This is a genomic window from Pseudomonas sp. MWU13-3659 (assembly GCF_023757525.1).
GTDB lineage: Bacteria > Pseudomonadota > Gammaproteobacteria > Pseudomonadales > Pseudomonadaceae > Aquipseudomonas > Aquipseudomonas entomophila_E.
On sequence record NZ_JAMSHW010000005.1, the window covers coordinates 96758 to 119030 of the forward strand.

Consider the following 22273-nt stretch of genomic DNA (forward strand, 5'->3'; position numbering starts at 1 on the left):
CTTCACAAACTTTAAATATTTAAAGTTTGCGGGTTTCTTATTGCCAATCACTTTATTCGAGGTTTCAAAAGACCATGGAATCCGCCAGTAGAAAGTTCGCTGCCGATCTTATTTCCGGCATTCGCCAGCGAACACGTAAACGTCGGAAAAACCACGTTTTTCATCGATCGAATGATCGCGGCCCGAGACACGTTCACTCACCCGCCCAACGGTGAGTCGACTGTGTGTCGTGCCGCCTCCTGCGGCAGGAGCACAGCCAAATGACCGTAAAAGACCGCAACACCACGAGCAAAGCCGGCGCAGACGCCCGCCTCTCCATGCGCGCCGCCCGCGAGGCGCGCAACGGCCTGGCCGTCACCCTCGCCAATCTCGACGCCAGCGAACTGGGCCTGACCGAGCACGAAGCCAGCAAGCGCCTGCAGCGCGACGGGGCCAACGAAGTCGCCCACGACAAACCGGAACCAGCCCTGGTGCAGCTGCTCAAGGCCCTGCACAACCCCTTTATCTATGTATTGCTGACCCTGGCCGGGATCAGCTTCGTCACCGACTACTGGCTGCCCCTGCGCGCAGGCGAAGTGGAAGATGCCGACCTGACCAAGGTCATCATCATCATGACCATGGTCAGCGTCAGCGGCCTGCTGCGCTTCTGGCAGGAATACCGTTCGACCAAGGCCGCCGAAGCCCTCAAGGCCATGGTCCGCACCACCGCCACCGTGCTGCGCCGTGAACGCCACGACCAGGCCCCGCGCCTTCGCGAAGTGCCGATGAACGAACTCGTGGCCGGCGACATCGTGCAGCTCAGCGCCGGCGACATGATCCCCGCCGACATCCGCCTGATCGAATCCCGCGACCTGTTCATCAGCCAGGCCGTGCTCACCGGCGAAGCCTTGCCAGTGGAGAAGTACGACACCCTGGGCCATGTCGCGCAGAAGTCCGCTGACGACGGCGCCAGCGCTGAAGGCAACCTGCTTGACCTGCCCAACATCGGCTTCATGGGCACCAACGTGGTCAGCGGCCGGGCCCGCGCCGTGGTGGTGGCCACCGGCAAGCGCACCTATTTCGGCTCGCTGGCCAAGGCCATCGCCGGCTCGCGCAGCCAGACCGCCTTCGACCGCGGGGTGAACAGCGTCAGCCGCCTGCTGATCCGCTTCATGCTGGTGATGGTGCCGGTGGTGTTCATGCTCAATGGCGTGGTCAAGGGCGACTGGAGCGACGCCTTCCTGTTCGCCCTGGCCGTGGCCGTGGGTCTCACTCCGGAAATGCTGCCGATGATCGTCAGCGCCAACCTGGCCAAGGGTGCCGTGGCCATGGCCCGGCGCAAAGTGGTGGTCAAGCGCCTGAACGCCATCCAGAACTTCGGTTCGATGGATGTGCTGTGCACCGACAAGACCGGCACCCTCACGCAGGACCGGATCATCCTCGAGCATCACGTCGACCCCAGCGGCCGTGCCGACCCGCGCCTGCTCGAACTGGCCTGGCTCAACAGCCATCACCAGAGCGGCGTGAAGAACCTGATGGACCAGGCCGTGCTGCGCTTCGCCGGTGAGAACGGCAGCTTCCAGCCGCCCTACGCCTATGCCAAGGTCGACGAGCTGCCCTTCGACTTCATCCGCCGTCGCCTGTCGGTGATCGTCAAGGACGCCCTGGGCGATCACCTGCTGGTGAGCAAAGGCGCGGTCGAAGAGGTGCTGGCCATCGCCACCCACATGGAGCAGGACGGCCAGCGGGTCGTGCTCGATGACGCCCTGCGCCAGCAGCTGCTCGCCACCGCCGCCACCTTCAACCAGGAAGGCTTCCGCGTGCTGCTGGTCGGTACCCGCGAGATTCCCGCCGCCGAAGGCAAGGCCCAGTACCACACCGACGACGAGCGCGAGCTGGTGATCCGCGGCTTCCTGACCTTCCTGGACCCACCCAAGGAAACTGCCGGCCCGGCTATCGCCGCCCTGCGTGAGATGGGCGTGAAAGTGAAGGTACTCACCGGCGACAACCCGGTGGTCACCTGCAAGGTTTGCCGCGAAGTGGGCCTGGAGCCCGGGCAGCCGCTGCTCGGCCAGGACATCGAGCGCCTCGACGACACCCAGCTCAAGGTGCTGGTCGAAGAACGCACAGTGTTCGCCAAGCTCACCCCGCTGCAGAAGTCGCGGGTGCTCAAGGCGCTGCAAGCCAACGGCCACACCGTCGGTTTCCTCGGCGACGGCATCAACGACGCCCCGGCCCTGCGGGATGCCGACGTCGGCATTTCGGTGGACAGCGGCACCGATATCGCCAAGGAATCGGCCGACATCATCCTCCTGGAAAAAAGCCTGATGGTGCTGGAGGAAGGTGTACTGAAGGGCCGGGAAACCTTCGGCAACATCATGAAGTACCTGTGCATGACCGCCAGTTCCAACTTCGGCAACGTGTTTTCGGTGCTGGTGGCCAGCGCCTTCATCCCGTTCATGCCGATGCTGGCGATCCACCTGCTGCTGCAGAACCTGATGTACGACTTCTCCCAGCTGTCACTGCCGTGGGACCGCATGGACAAGCAGTTCCTGCGCGAGCCACGCAAGTGGGATGCCCGCAACATCGGCCGCTTCATGCTGTGGATCGGGCCGACTTCGTCGATCTTCGACATCACCACCTTTGCCCTGATGTGGTACGTGTTCGCCGCCAACAGCGTGGAAATGCAGGCGCTGTTCCAGTCCGGCTGGTTCGTCGAGGGGCTGCTGTCGCAGACGCTGGTGGTGCACATGCTGCGCACCCGCAAGGTGCCGTTCTTCCAGAGCACCGCGGCGCTGCCGGTGATCCTGGCGACGGGGCTGGTGATGTGCCTGGGCATCTACATCCCGTTCTCGCCGCTGGGGGCGATGGTCGGGCTGGTGCCGCTGCCGTGGGAATACTTCCCTTGGCTGGTCGCGACCCTGCTGGGCTACTGCCTGGTCGCGCAGACCATGAAGACCCTGTACATCCGCCGCTTCGGCCAGTGGTTCTGAGGGGTGGCCATGCGAGTACTGATCTGCGCGGGGCGCAACTACGCCGACAGCCGCCGCTGCCGCCAGGCGCTGGACGACCTCCAGCGCCGGCAACCGATCCGCGTGCTGATCCATGGCGGCAGCCAGCACCTGGGAGGCGATATCGAAGCCTGGGCCCGCGAGCATGGCGCCGATATCGTTCGCTACCCGCCCAACTGGCAGCTGCATGGCAAGCTGGCCGAGCGATTGCGCAATGTCTTCATGTTGCGTGACAGCCGGCCGGATGCGGTGCTGGCGCTGCCCGGCGGGGATGACACCGAGGAGCTGCTGGCCCGGGCCCGGGGGGCTGGAATTGCCGTGGTCTGCGCTGGGCGGCCGCTGGCTGGACAAACTTCGATGCACTCTTTGCCGCTGCGGCGCGACTGACATCACTAAGCTTTGCCGGGCCGCAGGACGCGGCCCTCAAGCGAACCTGGAGTGTCCGCATCATCGCAAGCTCCCGGCGCTCAACCGGCAGGGAGCCCTCCATGTTCAAGATCCTGACCACGCCGCAATTCGTTATCGACTTCCAGCTGCAGCTTGCAAAAAAACCGGACATCACCGCCTTCAAGGTGGTTGTCCGGTCTTTGGAAAGACAGCCTCCACTGCATCCCAGGCATTGCGATGGACAGTTGGTCGGTGCTCCAGGCCGCTGGTGCTGCCTGATCAGCTTCGACTGGTGGTTGGTCTACAAATGCGACACACAAGCAGGGAGCATCACCCTGGAACAGACCGGCCCGCACCACTACCTGTTTGAGTAGCCTGCGACTCAAACGCCCAAATCTTTGAACAGCGTTTCGGCGCTTTCATGCGCTTGCACCACCTGCTCACGATCCTGGGCCTCCATCACTTGCCGAGCACGCTCATTGAGCGTCATCGCCTTGACCTCGAACGGTAGAGCCTTGGTCTGCACTACCTGGACCAGCATCATCCGAATCGCCTGCGAGACGGTGATACCCATTTCTTCCAGGATTTTTGTCGCGTTCACTTTCAGGTCACTGTCGATTCGCGTACGTACGACTTCTGTATGGGCCATGAATCCTCCAAGCAATTTGTAGCCACAACGTGGCCACATTTTTGTCCCTTAGCTTGAGTCTGTCCACACCAAGTGGTTAAAAAATGTTCGGCCCGGTGGAGGGCGGATAGGCATGGACCGGGACAATGGCCGGAAAAACCCCGATGCACTCTTCTCAGCGTCGACACCAGGGACCTCACTAAGCTTTGCCGGGCCGCAGGACGCGGCCTTTCTCAAGCAAGCACGGAGCGCCCATGTCCCTCGCCCTCGTCCACAGCCGCGCCCAGGTCGGCGTGCTGGCACCACCAGTCAGCGTCGAGACCCACCTGGCCAACGGCCTGCCCACCCTCACCCTGGTCGGCCTGCCGGAGGCCACGGTCAAGGAGAGCAAGGACCGCGTGCGCAGCGCCATCGTCAACTCGGGGCTGGACTACCCGGCCCGGCGCATCACCCAGAGCCTCGCCCCCGCCGACTTGCCCAAGGACGGCGGGCGCTACGACCTGGCCATCGCCCTGGGCATCCTCGCCGCCAACGGCCAGGTGCCGGTGGCCACCCTCGAAGACATCGAATGCCTGGGCGAGCTGGCCCTGTCCGGGGCGTTGCGCCCGGTGCAAGGGGTGTTGCCCGCGGCCCTCGCCGCGCGCGATGCCGGCCGCGCGCTGGTGGTTCCCAAGGAAAACGCTGAAGAGGCCAGCCTGGCCAGTGGGCTGGTTGTGTTTGCCGTAGGCACCTTGCAGGAACTGGTCGCCCACCTGAGCGGGCAACTGCCCCTGCCGCCCTATGCGGCCAACGGCTTGCTGCTGGAACAACGGCCCTACCCGGACCTGAGCGAAGTCCAGGGCCAGGTCGCCGCCAAGCGTGCCCTGCTGGTAGCCGCTGCCGGGGGGCACAACCTGCTGTTCACCGGCCCGCCCGGCACCGGCAAGACCTTGCTCGCCAGCCGCCTGCCCGGCCTGTTGCCGCCGCTGGACGAGCGCGAGGCGCTGGAGGTGGCGGCCATCCGCTCGGTCAGCGGCCATGCCCCGCTCGACAGTTGGCCACAACGGCCATTTCGCCATCCGCACCATTCCGCGTCCGGCCCGGCGCTGGTCGGTGGTGGCAGCCGGCCGCAGCCCGGCGAGATCACCCTGGCGCACCACGGTGTGTTGTTTCTCGATGAACTGCCGGAGTTCGAGCGACGCGTGCTGGAAGTGCTGCGTGAGCCACTGGAATCAGGCGAGATCGTAATCGCACGGGCCAAGGACCGGGTACGCTTCCCGGCGCGATTCCAGCTGGTGGCGGCGATGAACCCCTGTCCCTGCGGCTATTTCGGCGACCCTACCGGTCGCTGCCGTTGCAGCCCCGAACAGATCCAGCGCTATCGCAACAAGCTCTCTGGCCCCCTGCTCGATCGTATCGACCTGCACCTGACCGTGGCGCGGGAAAGCACCGTGCTGAACAGCCAGCCCAGCGGCGAGACCAGCGCCAGCGTCGCCCGCGTGGTCGCAGAGGCCCGCGAGTTGCAGCAGCACCGTCAGGGCTGCGCCAATGCCTTTCTCGACCTCAAGGGCCTGCGCAAGCACTGTCCGCTGGAGCCGGCCGACCAGGCTTGGCTGGAAACGGCCTGTGAACGGTTGACCCTATCGTTGCGCGCAGCGCACCGGCTGCTGAAGGTGGCACGCACGTTGGCGGACCTGGAGAAGGCGCCCTCCATCGCCAGGTCGCACCTAGCAGAAGCGTTGCAGTACCGGCCCAGCGCCTGACGCAGCCTTTGGCACCAGACCTGTAGGAGCGGCTTTAGCCGCGATCACCGGCAACGCCGGTGCCATACACCACACAACCCACATCGCGGCTAAAGCCGCTCCTACAGACACGCTCAATCGGGGTCATAGTGGAAATATATTTTGCGCACTAAATATTATTGCGCAATATTAATCGCACGCAGCAAGCAGTCGCCAACCCCACTCAGCAGAACCCGGAGAACGACCATGACCCTTCGCAAAGCCTTCGCCCTGACCGCCACCGCCCTGACCCTCGGTACCAGTGCCGGCGCCTTCGCCGCCGGCAGCCCCGGTGTCGAATCCACCACTCAAGGTTTCCTCGATGCCCTCGCCGCCGGTGGTGGAAAGCCATTGGAAACCCTGGCACCCAAGGATGCCCGCGCCGTACTGAGCGGCGCCCAGGCCGGGGTGAAGGTCGACCTGTCGGGTATCCGCGTCGAACGCCGGACCATCCAGGCCGACGGCCAGCCGCTGGAGATCCGCGTGGTACGCCCCGAAGGTGCCAAGGGTGAGCTCCCGGTGTTCATGTTCTTCCACGGTGGCGGTTGGGTGCTGGGTGACTACCCCACCCACGAACGCCTGATCCGCGACTTGGTGGTCGGTTCCGGCGCGGCAGCGGTGTACGTCGATTACACGCCATCGCCAGAAGCGAAGTTCCCGACGGCGATCAACCAGGCTTACGCCGCCACCCGCTGGGTGGCCGAGCACGGCAAGGAAATCGGCGTGGACAGCAGCCGCCTGGCGGTAGCCGGCAACAGTGTCGGCGGCAACATGGCCGCGGTGGTGGCGATCAAGGCCAAGGAGGCCGGCACGCCGAAGCTGCGCTTCCAGGCGCTGCTGTGGCCGGTGACCGACGCCAACTTCAACAACGCGTCGTACAACCAGTTCGCCGAGGGCCACTTCCTGACGCGCAACATGATGCAGTGGTTCTGGAACAACTACACCACCGACCCACGCCAGCGCGACGACATCCACGCCTCGCCGTTGCGCGCCAGCCTTGAGCAGTTGAAGGGCCTGCCACCGACTCTGGTGCAGACTGCCGAAATGGATGTGCTGCGCGACGAAGGCGAAGCCTATGCCCGCAAGCTCAATGCGGCCGGGGTGCCGGTGACCGCCGTGCGCTACAACGGCATGATCCATGACTACGGCCTGCTCAACGTGCTGAGCACAGTACCCAGTGTGCGCAGTGCCATGGACCAGGCGGCCCAGGCATTGAAGCAACACCTCCAGTAACAGCGTGCCCTCGTAGGAGCCGGCTTGCCGGCGAACACCGGCGACGCCGGTGCCAGTCACCGCGGCGCTTGGTTCGCCAGCAAGCTGGCTCCTACGGTACGGGGGTTGCCGGGCGTACCGTTCCTCTGAACGAACGATGCGTCACGCCCTGGCGGATTGTCGTTGCCACAGCCAATCCGCAAAATAGCGCTCCAGACACAACCGCTGCCCACGCAGTTCATGGAGCCCGAACCGATGCCACACGAAGGCAGCCTTCTCCAGACCGCGGTGATCTTCCTGCTCGCCGCCGTCGTCGCCGTCCCCCTCGCCAAACGCCTGCAACTGGGTGCCGTGATCGGCTACCTGCTGGCCGGCGTGGCCATTGGCCCGCAGGCCCTGGGCCTGATCCGCGATACCGAAAGCGTCGCGCACATCTCCGAACTGGGTGTGGTGTTGTTGCTGTTCATCATTGGCCTTGAGCTGTCCCCACGGCGCCTCTGGCTGATGCGCAAGTCAGTGTTCGGCGTCGGCACCGCGCAGGTGCTGCTGACGGGCGCGGTGATTGGCGCCATCGCCTTGTTCGGCTTCAGCCAGACGCTACCGGCCGCCCTGGTCCTGGGCCTGGGCCTGGCGCTGTCGTCTACCGCGCTGGGCTTGCAGAGCCTGGCCGAGACCAAGCAGCTCAACGCACCCCATGGCCGCCTGGCGTTCGCCATCCTGCTGTTCCAGGACATCGCCGCGATCCCGCTGATCGCCCTGGTACCGCTGCTGGCCGCCAGCGGCCCGGACACCAGCCAAGGCGACAGCCTCGAACACGGGTTGAAGGTGTTCGCCAGCATCGCCGTGGTCGTCATCGGCGGTCGCTACCTGTTGCGCCCACTGTTTCGCACCGTGGCCCGCACCGGTCTGCCGGAGGTGTCCACCGCCACCGCGCTGCTGGTGGTGATCGGCACCGCCTGGTTGATGGAGGAAGCCGGGGTTTCCATGGCCCTGGGCGCGTTCCTCGCCGGCCTGTTGCTGGCCGACTCGGAATACCGCCATGAGCTGGAAGCGCAGATCGAGCCGTTCAAGGGTTTGCTGCTGGGGCTGTTCTTCATCAGTGTCGGCATGGGCGCCAACCTGCGCCTGCTGCTGGAAATGCCGCTGGTGCTGCTGGGCCTGACCCTGCTGCTGATCGCCGTGAAACTGGTGCTGCTGATCGGCGTCGGCCGCCTGGCGGGTGGGCTCAACCGTGCCAACGCCCTGCGCCTGGGCATGGTGCTGGCGGCCGGCGGCGAATTCGCCTTCGTGGTGTTCAAGCTGGGCAAGGACCAGGGCCTGTTCGATACCCAGACCTACGACCTGCTGCTGATGACCATCACCCTGTCGATGGCCATCACCCCGTTGCTGATGCTCGGTTGCGCCCGCGCCCTCAAGCGCCCACAACCGCCTCGCGAAGTGCCCGAGCAGTACAAGAGCATCGACGCCGGCACCCCGCGGGTGGTGATCGTCGGCATGGGCCGCATGGGGCAGATCGTTGCGCGTATTTTGCGGGCGCAGAAGGTGCCGTTCATTGCTCTGGAAACCTCGGTGGACACCATCGAGATGACCCGCATGTTCGAGCAGGTGCCGGTGTTCTACGGCGATCCGTCGCGCGCCGAGGTGCTGCATGCGGCGAAGGTCGGCGAGGCCGAGTACGTGATCATCACCATCGACGACCCGGAGGCCGCCACCCGCACCGCTGAGCACGTCAAGCGGCTGTACCCGCACCTGAAGGTGATCGCCCGGGCGCGCAACCGCCAGCATGTGCACAAATTGATGGACGTGGGCGCCGAGCCGGTTCGCGAGACGTTCCATTCCAGCCTGGAGATGAGCCGGCGCACGTTGATCGGGCTGGGGTTGTCGGAAGAACAGGCGGCGTTCCGGATCGAGCGGTTTGCCGAGCATGACGAGCAGGTGCTGGAAGCCCAGGGCCTGGTACGTGACGACCGGGCCAAGGTGATGCAGACGGCCAAGGAAGCACGGGTGGAGCTGGAGCGGTTGTTCGAGTCGGATGCGGATTGAGACTCAGGCGAACGCCAACCGCTCGATGGGTGGATGCTCGCGGTGCGCGGCCTGCCACAGGTCATAGGCCGCCTGCTCGGCCAGGTACTGACGGGCACTGCCAAGGCCGGCCAGTTCAAGGCGATAGGCCAGGTCGGCTGAAATGGCTGCGTGGCCGTTGAGCACTGTGGATAACTGGCCACGTGAGTAGCCGAGGTGGCGGGCCAGGGAAGAGACGTTCATGCCGATGGCGGGCAGGACGTCTTCGCGCAGGGCCTCGCCGGGGTGGGGAGGGTTGTGCATGGCTGTCACTCCGTCTTGAAATTACTGGGGCTGCTGTGCAGCCCTTTCGCGGCACAAGGCCGCTCCTACAGGCGATCGCGTACCTCTGTAGGAGCGGCCTTGTGCCGCGAAAGGGCCGCAGAGCGGCCCCGCTTTAAACGGCAGATCGAGGTCTCACCCTACGCTGATGATCCAGCCACCAACGGGGTCCCTACACCAGTTATCGCCACTGGATAGCAACTGGTTTCGCGCTCGTCCGAAACCATACAACAGCGGCAGAGCAGATCAACCGAGAAACTTCTGACAACCTCGACAGAGGATGTTCGAAAAAGGCCCGAATCTGCCGAACTCAGCAATGTCCTACGTGATCTGAAAACCTTTCTCACTGACCAGCCTACACCCCAGGAAATACCCTACGAGATCTGTCGATTCCCGTCTGATTGTCCAGGGAAATCATGCCCTCTAGGATCTCCCGGTCGCTGTCGGTTCAGCGATCGGGCGTGGAAACCCGGCTGGTTGGTTATCGGATTGTTGTCGTGACGGCAGCTGTACACGGGAGGCCTCAAGGCCTACCGGGGTTCTCCGATGACCTGGTTTTCCACCCCGTGTACAGCCGCCACCCTTCGCGTGGAAACGGACGGTGCCGGTCAATTTCTATCGGAGTTTGACCATGAAAAAGATCGTCCCCGACCCACCCCTCCCCGACACCCGCCACCACCCCTTCGGCAAATGCGACGCCGGCCACCCACCGCTGTTCGCGGTCAATCCCAACATCAACGCCCACGACGCCCTGGTGCATGTCGCCGAGTACCTGCGCAGCGCCTACAACGTTGGCTACAAAGCCCTCGACCACATGGACGACACGGGCAAGAGCCTGTTGTGGGCCAACCTGCATGCAGTCGAGATGGCCGAAGGGCTGACGGAGGCGATGCTGGAGGGGATCGAGTCCAATGGCGTGAAATGAGGGCTTGAGCAGGTTCGCCGGCAAGCCGGCTCCTACGGGCCAAGCACACAAAGGCCGGCCCCTTCGACGGGGGCCGGCCTTTAGCGTTTTCAGCGCGGGTTACTTGCCAGCAGTCAGGGCGTTGAAGCTGGTAATCAGGTTGCGGTAGTCGGGGATGTGGTTGGAGAACAGTGCCGCCAGCCCTTCCACGTCGTTGCGCCAGTCGCGGTGCAGCTCACAGGCCACGCCGAACCAGGTCATCAGTTGCGCGCCAGCCTGGCTCATGCGGTTGTGGGCCGCGTCGCGGGTCATTTCATTGAAGGTGCCGGAAGCGTCGGTGACCACGAACACCTCGAACTCCTCTTCCAGGGCCGCCAGCGCCGGGAAGGCCACGCACACCTCGGTCACCACGCCGGCGATGATCAGTTGCTTCTTGCCGGTGGCTTTCACGGCCTTGACGAAGTCCTCGTTGTCCCAGGCGTTGATCTGGCCGGGACGGGCGATGTACGGGGCATCCGGGAACAGTTCTTTCAGCTCCGGTACCAATGGGCCGTTGGGGCCTTGCTCGAAGCTGGTGGTGAGGATGGTCGGCAGGTTGAAGTACTTGGCCAGGTCCGCCAGGGCCAGCACGTTGTTCTTGAAGCGGTCCGGCTCGATGTCGCGCACCAGCGACAGCAGGCCAGCCTGGTGGTCCACCAGCAGTACGGCGGCGTCGTCTTTGTTCAGGCGGTTGTATTTGAAGTTGTTCATTACCGATGCTCCTGGGTTTCGATCTTCAGTGGGTGGGGTATTTCGCGTTGATGAGCAAAGATTAGATTCGTTACCTTTGAGCCGGTAGACTGCGAAAATTGGCTTTAGCGTTCTGTTTTATGAACGACAGATAGTGGGTAGGCTTACGGGCCTCTTCGCCGGCAAAGCCGGCTCCTACAGGTACGGCGCAACCCTTGTAGGAGCCGGCTTTGCCGGCGAAGAGGCCGGTACAGGCAACCCAGAACCCCGGAGACCGCCCCATGGAAGACCTCAACTCCCTCTACTACTTCACCCAGGTGGTCGAGCACGGTGGCTTCGCCCCGGCCGGCCGGGCGCTGGACATGCCCAAGTCCAAGCTCAGCCGGCGCATCGCCGACCTGGAGGAGCGCCTGGGCGTGCGCCTGCTGCACCGCACCAGCCGCCATTGCTCGCTGACCGAGATCGGCCAGGCCTACTACAACCGCTGCCTGGCCATGCGCGTGGAGGCCGAGGGCGCCGCCGAGATCATCGAGCGCAACCGCAGCGAACCGCGCGGCCTGGTGCGCGTCAGCTGCCCGACCACCCTGCTCAACTCCTGGGTCGGGCCGATGCTGACCCGCTACATGCTCAAGTACCCGCAGGTGGAGTTGTTCATCGAGAGCACCAACCGCCGCGTCGACCTGCTGCACGAGGGTTTCGACATCGCGTTGCGGGTACGCTTCCCGCCGCTGGAGAACACCGACATGGTGATGAAGGTGCTGAGCAACAGCACCCAGTGCCTGGTCGGCCATCCATCGTTCCTAGAACAGCTGCCAGCAGGTTTCGACCCGCAACAACTGAGCACGCTGCCCAGCCTGCATTGGGGCGGCGCCCAGCGCGAATACCAGTGGGAGCTGTTCCAGGGTGAGGACCGGGCGCGCAGCCTGGTGATCCCGCACAAACCACGGATGGTCACCGATGACTTGTTCGCGCTGCGGCACTTCGTGGTGGCGGGCGTGGGCATCGCGCACCTGCCACGGGTGGCGGTGCGTGAGGACCTGGCGGCCGGGCGCCTGGTGGAGATGCTGCCGGATTGGCAGCCGCGCTGCGGGATCGTGCATGCAATCTTCCCATCGCGGCGGGGATTGCTGCCGTCGGTGCGGGCGTTGATCGATCACCTGGCGGAGGAGTTCGCGGTCAGCGATATGGCGTAGCCCGCGCCCACAAATCCCTGTAGGAGCGGGTTTACCCGCGAAAGGGCCGCAAAGCGGCCCCCGTTTCACTCAGAACGCAAAGCAGGAACAACCTAGCGCCCCCCAGAACCCCTGGAAGTCGCTGACCGGCACACTGGAATGCCGCGCCTTCTCATGGCTGTGCGCATGCACCCCGCAAGGCCCGACGCACTGGTGCACGGCCGCAGCCAGCGGCGCGCCGGCCCGCCAGTGCCCCGGCACCTTCACCACCGGCGACCACTCCGGCACCACCGGGATCTGCGCCGGCCCCAGCTTCTCGAAGTCACCGGCGCCATACACCACCTTGCCGTCGACCACGGTCAGCACCGACTCGATCCACTTGATCGCCTCTTCCTCGACGCTGAAGAAGTCCGCCGACAGCGCCGCCAGGTCGGCCAGCTGGCCCACCTTGATCTGCCCTTTCTTGCCCTGCTCGCTGGAGAACCAGGCGCTGCCGTGGGTGAACAGCTGCAGGGCAACGTCACGGCTCAGGCCACCGTCCGGGTACAGTTCCAACCCACCAACGGTCTTGCCGCTGACCATCCAGTACAGCGAGGTCCAGGGGTTGTAGCTGGACACCCGAGTGGCATCGGTACCCGCGCCCACCGGCACGCCCTCGGCCAGCATGCGCTTGATCGGCGGGGTCGCCTCGGCGGCCTTGGCGCCATAGCGCTCGACGAAGTATTCGCCCTGGAACGCCATGCGGTCCTGGATGGCGATACCACCGCCCAGCGCCCTCACCCGCTCGATGTTCTTCGGCGTGATGGTCTCGCAGTGGTCGAAGAACCACGGCAGGCCATTGAACGGGATATCGCGGTTGACCTTCTCGAACACGTCGAGCATGCGCGAGATGGACTCGTCGTAGGTGGCGTGCAGGCGGAACGGCCAGCGCTGCTCGACCAGGTGGCGCACCACGGGTTCCAGTTCCTGCTCCATGGTCTGCGGCAAGTCCGGGCGCGGTTCGAGGAAGTCCTCGAAATCGGCCGCCGAGAACACCAGCATCTCGCCGGCGCCGTTGTGGCGCAGGAAGTCGTTGCCGTCGCCGGGCTTGACCTTCTGCGTCCAGTTCTTGAAGTCGGCCAGTTCTTCCTTGGGTTTCTGGGTGAACAGGTTGTAGGCGATGCGCACGGTCAGCTGGCCGTTGTCGGCCAGCTCCTGGATCACCTGGTAGTCATCCGGGTAGTTCTGGTAGCCGCCGCCGGCATCGATGGCGCTGGTCAGCCCCAGGCGGTTGAGCTCACGCATGAACTGGCGGGTGGAATTGACCTGATACTCCAGTGGCAGCTTCGGCCCCTTGGCCAGGGTGGCGTAGAGAATCGCGGCGTTGGGCCGGGCGATGAGCATGCCGGTGGGGTTGCCGAACTTGTCGCGTTGGATTTCGCCACCGGGCGGGTTGGGCGTGTCCTTGGTGTAGCCGACTGCCCGGAGCGCGGCGCGGTTGAGCAACGCGCGGTCGTACAGGTGGAGGATGAACACCGGGGTGTCGGGCGCGGCCTGGTTGATCTCTTCCAGGGTCGGCAGGCGCTTTTCGGCGAACTGGAATTCGTTCCAGCCCCCGACCACCCGCACCCACTGCGGGGTCGGCGTGCGCTCGGCCTGGTCCTTGAGCATGCGCAGGGCGTCGGCCAGCGACGGCACACCCTCCCAACGCAGCTCCAGGTTGTAGTTCAGCCCGCCGCGGATCAGGTGCAGGTGCGAGTCGTTCAGGCCCGGGATCACCGTGCGCTGCTTGAGGTCGATGATCTGCGTGCTGCTGCCTTTGTGGGCCATGGCTTCGGCGTCGTTGCCCACGGCGATGAACTTGCCGTCCTTGATGGCGACGGCACTGGCCTGGGGTTTCTCGCGGTCGACGGTATGCAGTCGGCCATTGAACAGGATGAGGTCGGCGGACATGGGATCTCCTGAAATAGCGGCATGGGCGGAAGAGGTGAACGGCAATGCGCTCCACAGCGCGCCGGCGGCACCGAGCACGGTGCTGGTGGCGAGGAACTGGCGGCGGCTCGGGTCGGTGGGGTCCTGGCTCATGGTGCTCTCCGTCCGAATGGGTGATCGGTAGGCGGTTGAAGGCTAGCAATGGATCGCGGCAGGCGCTCAGCGCCGCAGCCAGCCGGCGCAGCGGCGCGTCACCCAGGGCATGATGTAGAACACCACGGGCAGGATGACGAACAGGTTGGTGACCAAGTTGCCGGTGATCGGGCCACCCAGCAGCGGATAACGGGCAAACAGCGGCGCCAGCAACTGCGGAATGACCAGGGTCATCGGGCAGATCACCAGGTAGGTCAGCAGGGCCTGTTTCCAACGCGGTGGTTGCGCGGCGCCCACGCTGGGCGGGGTGAACCAGAACTCCGGGTCGTCGTGCACCTGGGTCTGGTCGCCGTCTTCCAGCAGTGGCAGCACTTCGCTGATCAACGCCTGGCGCTCGGCGGAGTTGACCCAGGCCTGCAGCAGGCCAGCGTCGGCGAAGCGCACCACGGTGGTGAAGTGACGGCCGCCGTCGTCCGGGCGGATGACGTTGACGTCCAGATGGCCAGGCTGTTGGCGGGCGGTTGTCACGGCGCGCTTGAGCCAGGTTTCGTAGTGCGCCAGCGCCTGGGCGCGGACCTTGTGCTGGATCACCAGTGTGACGACGTTGCGGTTGCCTTCGGTTGCGGTGTTCATCGCTGACATTTCCTGGGGATGAGCTGGCCTGCATCCACTGTGCAACGGCACACGGGCGCTGGATTGGATGGGTGTGCTGCCTTGCCTGGCACCGCGCAGGTGCCAGGCTGGCGGCGGCTTACTTGCCGGCGGTCAGGGCGTTGTAGCTGGTGATCAGGTTGCGGTAGTCGGGGATGTGGTTGGAGAACAGTGCCGCCAGCCCTTCGACATCGTTGCGCCAGTCGCGGTGCAGTTCACAGGCCACGCCGAACCAGGTCATCAGTTGCGCGCCAGCCTGGCTCATGCGGTTGTGGGCCGCGTCACGGGTCATTTCGTTGAAGGTGCCGGAAGCGTCGGTGACCACGAACACCTCGAACTCCTCTTCCAGGGCCGCCAGCGCCGGGAAGGCCACGCACACCTCGGTCACCACGCCGGCGATGATCAGCTGCTTCTTGCCGGTGGCCTTCACCGCCTTGACGAAGTCTTCGTTGTCCCAGGCATTGATCTGGCCGGGGCGGGCGATGTACGGGGCATCCGGGAACAGTGCTTTCAGCTCCGGCACCAGCGGGCCGTTGGGGCCTTGCTCGAAGCTGGTGGTGAGGATGGTCGGCAGGTTGAAGTACTTGGCCAGGTCCGCCAGGGCCAGCACGTTGTTCTTGAAGCGGTCCGGCTCGATGTCGCGCACCAGCGACAGCAGGCCCGCCTGGTGGTCCACCAGCAGTACGGCGGCGTCGTCTTTGTTCAGGCGGTTGTAGGTGAATTTGCTCATGGTCGTTGCTCCCAAAGGTGTGTGATTTTCGTTGCCATCGGTGTTTCGCGTTGATGGGCAAAGATTAGAATCATCACCTTTGAGTCGGTAGACGGTGAAAAATGGCCGTAGCGTTCTATTCTAAGAACGATAGATTTTGCATCGCGCAGCGCTGCTTAACGGACCAGTTTCCAGACAATGTGAGCGTTGCGACCACTGAGCCTGTACTCGCACCCCTGGAACAGCCCCCAGATCAAGGGACCGAACGACAGGACAAGCAACACGGGGAACACATAAAGCCCGAGAATGAGCAGCACCGAGAGCAGTTTGTGCTCGAAGGTCATGGCCAGCCTGTGGACCTCGCCTGCCCCCTCGAAGGTATTGATGTCCAGACCGCGCTGCCTGGCGAAAAACCAGGCATAGATAGCCAGGGCGAATGCGGACACCATTACACACACGAACATCAGGAGATTGATGAACCTGAGGGATTCACACAGGGTCACGAAATCGACCCACTTGGGCGTTGTTCATGCTCAGGAAGCTCCTCTGCCCGGACATGACCACCCAATACATAAAACTCACCGTCACGACGGACCTCGTCGAGTGAGCGAGGGTCTTCGGCACCGCCATACATACCGTTCACATCGACGCACCAAAGGCCATCGAACTTCAGCAGCTTGACGCTGAGGTAGATCCGTCGGATTCGACTGCTCAAGACACTCAGGGATAACTCCCGAACATCATCGACAACAACCCTGACATGTCGCCAGACATTGCCGTCGGCCCAGTTGTCACGGCCGTTGAAGGTCATCGCGAAACTGAGGGTTCCATCAACAGCTTCCTGGTACTCGAAAGCCAGCAGATAACCATCGTCGAACCGGTGGTACTTCTCGAAAATCGCTTCTGCCGATAACGTCCCTGTAGCCACTGCAACCTCCTGGAAAAATCGAAAAGCACCTGACGATTGCCGCTTGCCCAGGCAATCCCAATGCCGACCTGGCGCACTCGAAGCACGCGCGGTTTCGGCCCCGCGCCATTGTTTCCAACTCATCGGCCTGCAGCAAGAACATCGTGCCCTTGTAGGAGCCGGCTTGCCGGCGAACAGCGACAACAAGATTGCCTGCCACTTCAACCTGCTCTATTACTAGCCACAGCCCTCCCTCGCACCGAGACCATCATGCTGGCTTTCATCCAGTCTTCCCCGTTGTTGCTCGGCACCGCCCTGATCTTCCTCGACCTGCTGCTCTGGCACCTGATCCCCCTGGAACGCCGCGCCTGGCGCATCGCTTCGCGGCTGACGATTTTCCTGCTGTTCAGCTGGGTCCTGCTGGCTGCGGGCATGAGCCCGCTGCAACCCCCGCCCTGGGCCGACGATGTTTCGCGCAACCTGATGGCCACGGTGTTGGCGATCGGCTGGTGGCTGTTCGGCGCGCGCACGGTGACGGTGGTGTTCGGCCTGTTGCTGGTGGCGCGCGGCAGCCACGGCGGGCGCCTGCTGCAGGATGTGGTCGGGGCACTGATCTTCCTGGTGGCGGCGGTGGCGGCGGCGGCCTATGTGATGCAGCTGCCGGTCAAGGGCCTGCTGGCCACCTCCGGGGTGATGGCCATCGTCATCGGCCTGGCCTTGCAGAGCACCCTGGCCGACGTGTTCTCGGGGATCGTGCTGAACACTACGCGGCCCTACCAGATCGGCGACTCGATCACCATCGACGGCACCGAGGGCAAGGTCGTCGATATCGACTGGCGCGCCACCCGGCTGATCACCGGCAACAGCAGCCTGGCGGTGATCCCCAACTCGGTGGCGGCCAAGGCCAAGATTCTCAACTTCAGCCGCCCGGCCGAGGTACACGGGGTGTCGATCAGCGTGGTGGTGCCGGCCAAGGTGCGCCCGCAACGGGTGTTCGACGCGCTGGAAAAAACCCTGCAGGGCACCAGCATCCTGCTGGACAAGCCGGCGCCCAAGGTCACGGTGAAGACCTCGACGCTGGAGTCGGTGGAGTACGAGGCCAGCGGCTTCATCGCCGACATGACGCGCAAGACCGAAGTGCGCAACCAGCTGTTCGACCTGGCCCACCGTCACCTGGAGGCCAGCGGTGTGATCTGGAACGTCGAAACCGGCGTACCCCCGCGCAGTCGCCAGCGCGAGCTGCTGGAGGAAGTGCGGGTGTTCCGTTCGCTGACCAGCGACGAGCGCGACAGCCTGAGCCAGCGCATGACCACGGTGGAGTACCCAGCCGACCAGGTGATTCTTGGGATCGGTGAGCGTTCGGAGCATGTGCTGCTGATCAGCCGTGGCGTGGTGTCGGCCTCGGTGCGCGATGGCGAGCGGGTAGTCGAGGGTGGCCGCATGGGGCCAGGGGAAGTGCTGGGGCTGGAAGGGCTGGTGGATGACGAGGCCTCGCCCGTCGAATTCCGCGCCCTGACAGGCTGCGTGCTCTATCGCATCGACAAGGAGCAGATTCGCGGTTGCCTGACCCAGAGCGGGGACGTGAAGTCAGCATTGACCAAGTTGCAGCGCTTCCGTCGGCAGAAACGTGAATCGCTGTTGCTGCAGAAACCGACCGTTGTGAAGAAAGGCGGGTTTCTGAGTTGGCTGCACAAGTGATTCGCCAGCAAGCTGGCTCCTACAGGTATGCGCCGACCCTGTAGGAGCCAGCTTGCTGGCGAACCGCCTACAACACCACCCGCAAGCATTGCCCCGCGTGATACAGCGAGAACCCCGACTCATAGAACGCCGTGCGCAACGACGGCGCGCTCACCGGTTTCATCGGCGAGAACGGGATCGGCAAACTGTCCGGATCATCCTTGAGCAGAAACTCGGCAAAGGCCCGGCCGATCACCGTGCCGGTGGTGTTGCCCCGCCCGTTGTAGCCAGTCACCGCCACCAGCCCCGGCGCCGGCTCGAACAAGCGCATCAGGTGGTCGGGGGTGAAATCGATGCATCCGGTCCAGTGCATCTCCCACTCGACCTTGCCCAGCTCCGGGTAGTAATGGCTCTGGATACGGTCGGCCCAACTGCGCACGAACCACGCCGGCTTGTTGTCGACCCGGCCGAGGCTGCCGAGCAGCAGGCGGCCCTGGTCGTCGCGGCGGATGCTGCTGAGCACGGTGCGGGTGTCCCAGGAGCCCTGGCCATGGGGCAGGACCTTGTCGGCGGCCGCGCCCTGCAAGGGTTTGGAGGCAACCTGGTAGTAATAGCCACGGAAGAAATGCTTCTGCAGGTTGCTCCAGTCGCCCTCGGTGTAGGCACCGGTGGAGATCACCACCTTGTTGGCGCGCACCGAGCCGCGCGCGGTCTTCACCCGCCAGCCATCGCCGTCGCGCTCCAGGCCCTCGACCGAGGACTGCTGGAACAGCTTGCCGCCCAGCCGGCCCACGGCGGCGGCCAGGCCTTGTGTATAACCCATGGGGTTGATGGTGCCGGCGCGGCGGTCGAGCAGCGCGGCGGAAATCTTGTCGGTACCGCAGTATTCCTGGCACTGCGCACCGGTCAGCAGCTCGACGTCGGCACCGCGCCGAGTCCATTGCTGGTGGCGGGCTTCGAGGTCGGCGATGCCGGTGGCGTTGTGCGCCATGTGCAAGGTGCCTTTGTGCTGGGCCTGGCAGTTGATCCCCAGGCGCTCGATCATGGCGAACACTTCGCCCGGCGCCTCACCGAGCACCTTGTTCAGGCGACTGCCCTGCTTGTGGCCGAGGGTAGCCTCGACGTCGTCGGGGCGGATCCAGGTGCCAGCATTGACCAGGCCGACGTTGCGCCCGGAGCCGCCATGGCCGATCTTCCAGGCCTCCAGCAGGATCACCGATTTGCCCTGTTCGAGCAGGTGGATCGCCGCGGACAGGCCGGTGATGCCGCCGCCGATCACGCAGACATCGGCCTTGTGCTCGCCGGCCAGGGCCTGGGCGGCCACGGTTGGCTGGGTGACGAATTCCCACAGACATTCTTGACGCAGTTCGGACATGGCCCGGCTCCAGCGGTGTTGTTCTTGTTGGGGCCGCGATGCGGCCCATCGCCGGCAAGCCGGCTCCTACAACTACCCCCTGTAGGAGCCGGCTTGCCGGCGAACCGGGGGCAAAGCCCCCGGCCATGCAACATCAATCGAATACGATCCCCTGCGCCAGCGGCAGCTCGCGCGAATAGTTCACGGTGTTGGTCTGGCGACGCATGTAGCCTTTCCAGGCATCCGACCCGGACTCACGCCCACCCCCAGTCTCCTTCTCGCCACCGAACGCGCCACCGATCTCCGCGCCGCTGGTGCCGATGTTGACGTTGGCGATGCCGCAATCACTGCCCGAGGCGCTCTGGAAGCGCTCGGCCTCGCGAATGTCAGTGGTGAAGATGCACGAGGACAGTCCCTGCGGCACCTCGTTGTTCAGCCGCAGCGCCTCTTCGAAGTCGTCGTAGGCCAGCACGTAGAGGATCGGCGCGAAAGTCTCGTGGCGCACCACGTCGCTCTGGGCCGGCATCTCGGCAATGGCCGGCGAGACGTAGTAGGCGTTGGGGTACTGGTCGGCCAGCTGACGCTCGCCGCCGAACACCTGGCCACCTTCGTCGCGAGCCTTGGCCAGCGCGCCCTGCATGGCATCGAACGACAGCTTGTCGATCAGCGGGCCGACCAGGTTGTCCTTGCGTGGGTCGCCGATGCGCACCTTGCCGTAGGCCGCTTTGACTCGAGCCACCACTTCGTCCTTGATCGAGCGGTGGACGATCAGCCGACGCAGGGTCGTGCAGCGCTGGCCGGCGGTGCCCACCGCCGAGAACAGGATGCCGCGCACGGCCAGGTCCAGGTCGGCGCTCGGGCCGAGGATCATGGCGTTGTTGCCGCCCAGCTCAAGGATGCTGCGGCCGAAGCGCGCCGCTACACGCGGGCCGACTTCACGGCCCATGCGGGTGCTGCCGGTGGCGCTGACCAGCGGCACGCGCGGGTCGTCGACCAAGGCTTCGCCGGCTTCGCGGCCACCGATCACCAGCTGGCTCAGGCCAGCCGGGGCGTCGCCGAAGGCTTTCAGGGCTTTTTCGAACAGCGCCTGGCAAGCCAGGGCGGTAAGCGGGGTTTTCTCGGACGGTTTCCACACCACGGCGTTGCCGGCCACCAGCGCCAGCGCGGCGTTCCACGCCCACACCGCCACCGGGAAGTTGAAGGCGCTGATAACACCGACCACACCCAGCGGGTGCCAGCTTTCACGCATGTGGTGGCCCGGGCGCTCGGAGGCGATGGTCAGGCCGTACAGCTGGCGCGACAAGCCCACGGCGAAGTCGCAGATATCGATCATTTCCTGCACTTCACCCAAGCCTTCCTGGGTGATCTTGCCGGCTTCGATCGACACTAGCTCACCCAAGTCGGCCTTGTGCTCGCGCAGCACTTCGCCAAACAGACGCACCAACTCGCCACGGCGTGGTGCCGGCACCTTGCGCCAGGCTTCGAAGGCCTGCTGCGCCTGGTCGATGCAGGCGGTGGTGTCGGCCTTGCCGAGCAGTTTCACCGAGGCGATCTGGCTGCCGTCGATCGGGGTGTGGACAGGGTGGTCGCCCTGGGTGTGAGCCGTGGCAGCAACGCCGAGGCGTTCGAGCAATCCAGCAACCATGTGCTTCTCCTACATCGGGTGAAGGGTTGGAAAATGACGTGGGTCAGTATTAATCCGATTACACAGGTGCAACAAACGACCTTTATTCCGCATATCATTCCGCCAGGTAATGATTCGAGCCGCAGAGACCGCTATGTCCAAACGCCTGGTGCCTTCCATGACCGCCCTGCAGTGCTTCGAGGCTGCAGCCCGCCACCTGAGCTTCACCCGCGCCGCCGAGGAGCTGCACCTGACGCAGAGCGCGGTGAGCAAGCAGGTAGCGCAGCTCGAGGAGATGCTGCGCCACCACCTGTTCCTGCGCATTCGCCGGCGCCTGCAGCTTACGCCCGCGGGCGCCCTGTACCTGGCCGAGGTCAACAAGATCCTCACCCAGGTCGACATGTCCAGCCGCTACGTGCTCAGCTACGGCACGCAGACCGAAGTATTGAAGGTAGCCACTCAACCGAGTTTCGGCGTGCGCTGGCTGATTCCGCACCTCAAGGGCTTTGGCAAGCGCCACCCGAACATCCACCTGGACATCCGCAACGAGATGGAACCGTTCGCCCTGCTGCAGGGCTCGGCCGACGTGGTGTTCTTCTTTGGCCAGGGCACCTGGCCGGGGGCGACCTGCGTGGAGTTGTTCGATGAAGAGGTGCTGCCGGTGTGCGCGCCGGAACTGCTGCAAGGCCGCACACTGCCTGACGCGAGCGCGGTGGCGGAGCTGGTGCTGCTGCAGAGCACCTCGCGGCCAGAGGCCTGGCACGAGTGGTTCCTGGAGCAGGGGCTGCACACCGACAACAGCTATCACGGGCCACGCTTCGATACCTTCTATATGGCCTTGAGCGCGGCGCAGGCCGGCTGTGGCGTGGCATTGGTGCCACGTTACCTGGTGGCGAAGGAGCTGGCCGAGGGTAGCCTGGTGGTGGCCTGGGATCATTCAATGAAAAGCAACGGCGCGCATTACCTGGCGTTTGCCGAGCATGCCGCGGAAGTACCGAAGGTGCGGGCATTGGTGGATTGGGTTCATGAGCAGCTTCAGGCTTGAGAGGGTTGGGGCCGCTTTGCGGCCCTTTCGCGGCACAAGGCCGCTCCTACAGGCGAGCGCGTTCCGACGTAGGAGCGGCCTTGTGCCGCGAAAGGGCTGCGCAGCAGCCCCATGGCC

At 64.6% G+C, this 22273-nt stretch carries 20 protein-coding genes; 10 read left to right on the forward strand and 10 right to left on the reverse strand.

Features of this window, described 5'->3' with window-relative positions:
• The first annotated feature begins 260 nt into the window (after nt 1–260).
• The 3 genes from mgtA to NGM28_RS08850 all read left to right on the forward strand — a co-directional run bounded on the left by mgtA (nt 261) and on the right by NGM28_RS08850 (nt 3751).
• Nucleotides 261–2972 (forward strand): magnesium-translocating P-type ATPase, encoded by a 2712-nt coding sequence (mgtA, locus tag NGM28_RS08840; protein ID WP_252089791.1) that lies wholly within the window; start codon nt 261–263, stop codon nt 2970–2972.
• Nucleotides 2973–2981: 9 nt separating this feature from the next.
• Entirely contained in the window at nt 2982–3377 is a 396-nt protein-coding gene (locus tag NGM28_RS08845; protein ID WP_240065422.1) for an SLOG family protein, read from the forward strand.
• Nucleotides 3378–3478: 101 nt separating this feature from the next.
• Nucleotides 3479–3751, forward strand: a complete 273-nt coding sequence (locus tag NGM28_RS08850; RefSeq protein WP_252089793.1) for a type II toxin-antitoxin system RelE/ParE family toxin — start codon at nt 3479–3481, stop codon at nt 3749–3751.
• An 8-nt stretch (nt 3752–3759) separates the two neighbouring features.
• On the opposite strand, the gene NGM28_RS08855 is transcribed toward NGM28_RS08850, so the two are convergent.
• Nucleotides 3760–4026 (reverse strand): type II toxin-antitoxin system RelB/DinJ family antitoxin, encoded by a 267-nt coding sequence (locus tag NGM28_RS08855; protein WP_252089795.1) that lies wholly within the window; start codon nt 4024–4026, stop codon nt 3760–3762.
• A gap of 233 nt (nt 4027–4259) precedes the next feature.
• Between NGM28_RS08855 and NGM28_RS08860 the strand changes: the two genes are divergently transcribed.
• The 3 genes from NGM28_RS08860 to NGM28_RS08870 all read left to right on the forward strand — a co-directional run bounded on the left by NGM28_RS08860 (nt 4260) and on the right by NGM28_RS08870 (nt 9020).
• Complete coding sequence (locus NGM28_RS08860) at nt 4260–5747, forward strand: YifB family Mg chelatase-like AAA ATPase (protein WP_252089797.1); 1488 nt, start codon at nt 4260–4262, stop codon at nt 5745–5747.
• A gap of 225 nt (nt 5748–5972) precedes the next feature.
• Nucleotides 5973–6998, forward strand: a complete 1026-nt coding sequence (locus NGM28_RS08865) for an alpha/beta hydrolase (protein ID WP_240065418.1) — start codon at nt 5973–5975, stop codon at nt 6996–6998.
• 234 nt (nt 6999–7232) lie between these two features.
• Nucleotides 7233–9020 (forward strand): monovalent cation:proton antiporter-2 (CPA2) family protein, encoded by a 1788-nt coding sequence (locus tag NGM28_RS08870; protein ID WP_252089799.1) that lies wholly within the window; start codon nt 7233–7235, stop codon nt 9018–9020.
• A gap of 3 nt (nt 9021–9023) precedes the next feature.
• On the opposite strand, the gene NGM28_RS08875 is transcribed toward NGM28_RS08870, so the two are convergent.
• The gene (locus NGM28_RS08875) at nt 9024–9302 is read right to left on the reverse strand and encodes a HigA family addiction module antitoxin (RefSeq protein ID WP_062359945.1); all 279 of its coding nucleotides are present in this window, start codon (nt 9300–9302) and stop codon (nt 9024–9026) included.
• Between the two features lie 649 nt (nt 9303–9951).
• Between NGM28_RS08875 and NGM28_RS08880 the strand changes: the two genes are divergently transcribed.
• Nucleotides 9952–10245: a DUF3077 domain-containing protein gene (locus NGM28_RS08880; protein ID WP_240065415.1), complete on the forward strand. Its 294-nt coding sequence runs from the start codon at nt 9952–9954 to the stop codon at nt 10243–10245.
• 99 nt (nt 10246–10344) lie between these two features.
• Here the strand turns inward: NGM28_RS08880 and ycaC (NGM28_RS08885) are convergent, their stop codons facing one another.
• Nucleotides 10345–10974 (reverse strand): isochorismate family cysteine hydrolase YcaC, encoded by a 630-nt coding sequence (gene ycaC / locus NGM28_RS08885; protein ID WP_252089801.1) that lies wholly within the window; start codon nt 10972–10974, stop codon nt 10345–10347.
• A 260-nt stretch (nt 10975–11234) separates the two neighbouring features.
• Between ycaC (NGM28_RS08885) and NGM28_RS08890 the strand changes: the two genes are divergently transcribed.
• Complete coding sequence (locus NGM28_RS08890; protein WP_252089803.1) at nt 11235–12146, forward strand: LysR substrate-binding domain-containing protein; 912 nt, start codon at nt 11235–11237, stop codon at nt 12144–12146.
• A gap of 69 nt (nt 12147–12215) precedes the next feature.
• Here NGM28_RS08890 and NGM28_RS08895 read toward each other — a convergent pair whose 3' ends face one another.
• From NGM28_RS08895 to NGM28_RS08915, 5 genes are all read right to left on the reverse strand, one after another.
• Entirely contained in the window at nt 12216–14189 is a 1974-nt protein-coding gene (locus NGM28_RS08895; RefSeq protein ID WP_252089804.1) for an amidohydrolase family protein, read from the reverse strand.
• A 66-nt stretch (nt 14190–14255) separates the two neighbouring features.
• Entirely contained in the window at nt 14256–14822 is a 567-nt protein-coding gene (locus NGM28_RS08900; protein WP_240065412.1) for an antibiotic biosynthesis monooxygenase, read from the reverse strand.
• A gap of 118 nt (nt 14823–14940) precedes the next feature.
• On the reverse strand, nt 14941–15570 hold the full coding sequence (ycaC, locus tag NGM28_RS08905; RefSeq protein WP_011536364.1) for an isochorismate family cysteine hydrolase YcaC: 630 nt from the start codon (nt 15568–15570) through the stop codon (nt 14941–14943).
• Nucleotides 15571–15725: 155 nt separating this feature from the next.
• Nucleotides 15726–16052: a hypothetical protein gene (locus NGM28_RS08910; protein WP_252089806.1), complete on the reverse strand. Its 327-nt coding sequence runs from the start codon at nt 16050–16052 to the stop codon at nt 15726–15728.
• Nucleotides 16049–16477, reverse strand: coding sequence for a hypothetical protein (locus tag NGM28_RS08915; protein WP_240065410.1), 429 nt, complete (start codon nt 16475–16477; stop codon nt 16049–16051). The genes NGM28_RS08910 and NGM28_RS08915 overlap by 4 nt, the downstream gene beginning before the upstream one ends.
• A 249-nt stretch (nt 16478–16726) precedes the next feature.
• Between NGM28_RS08915 and NGM28_RS08920 the strand changes: the two genes are divergently transcribed.
• Complete coding sequence (locus NGM28_RS08920; RefSeq protein WP_252089808.1) at nt 16727–18154, forward strand: mechanosensitive ion channel family protein; 1428 nt, start codon at nt 16727–16729, stop codon at nt 18152–18154.
• A 67-nt stretch (nt 18155–18221) separates the two neighbouring features.
• On the opposite strand, the gene amaA is transcribed toward NGM28_RS08920, so the two are convergent.
• Entirely contained in the window at nt 18222–19508 is a 1287-nt protein-coding gene (gene amaA, locus NGM28_RS08925; protein ID WP_252089810.1) for an L-pipecolate oxidase, read from the reverse strand.
• A 133-nt stretch (nt 19509–19641) separates the two neighbouring features.
• On the reverse strand, nt 19642–21132 hold the full coding sequence (amaB, locus tag NGM28_RS08930; protein WP_286088953.1) for an L-piperidine-6-carboxylate dehydrogenase: 1491 nt from the start codon (nt 21130–21132) through the stop codon (nt 19642–19644).
• Nucleotides 21133–21265: 133 nt separating this feature from the next.
• Between amaB and NGM28_RS08935 the strand changes: the two genes are divergently transcribed.
• The gene (locus NGM28_RS08935) at nt 21266–22156 is read left to right on the forward strand and encodes a LysR family transcriptional regulator (protein ID WP_252089812.1); all 891 of its coding nucleotides are present in this window, start codon (nt 21266–21268) and stop codon (nt 22154–22156) included.
• Nucleotides 22157–22273: the final 117 nt, after the last annotated feature.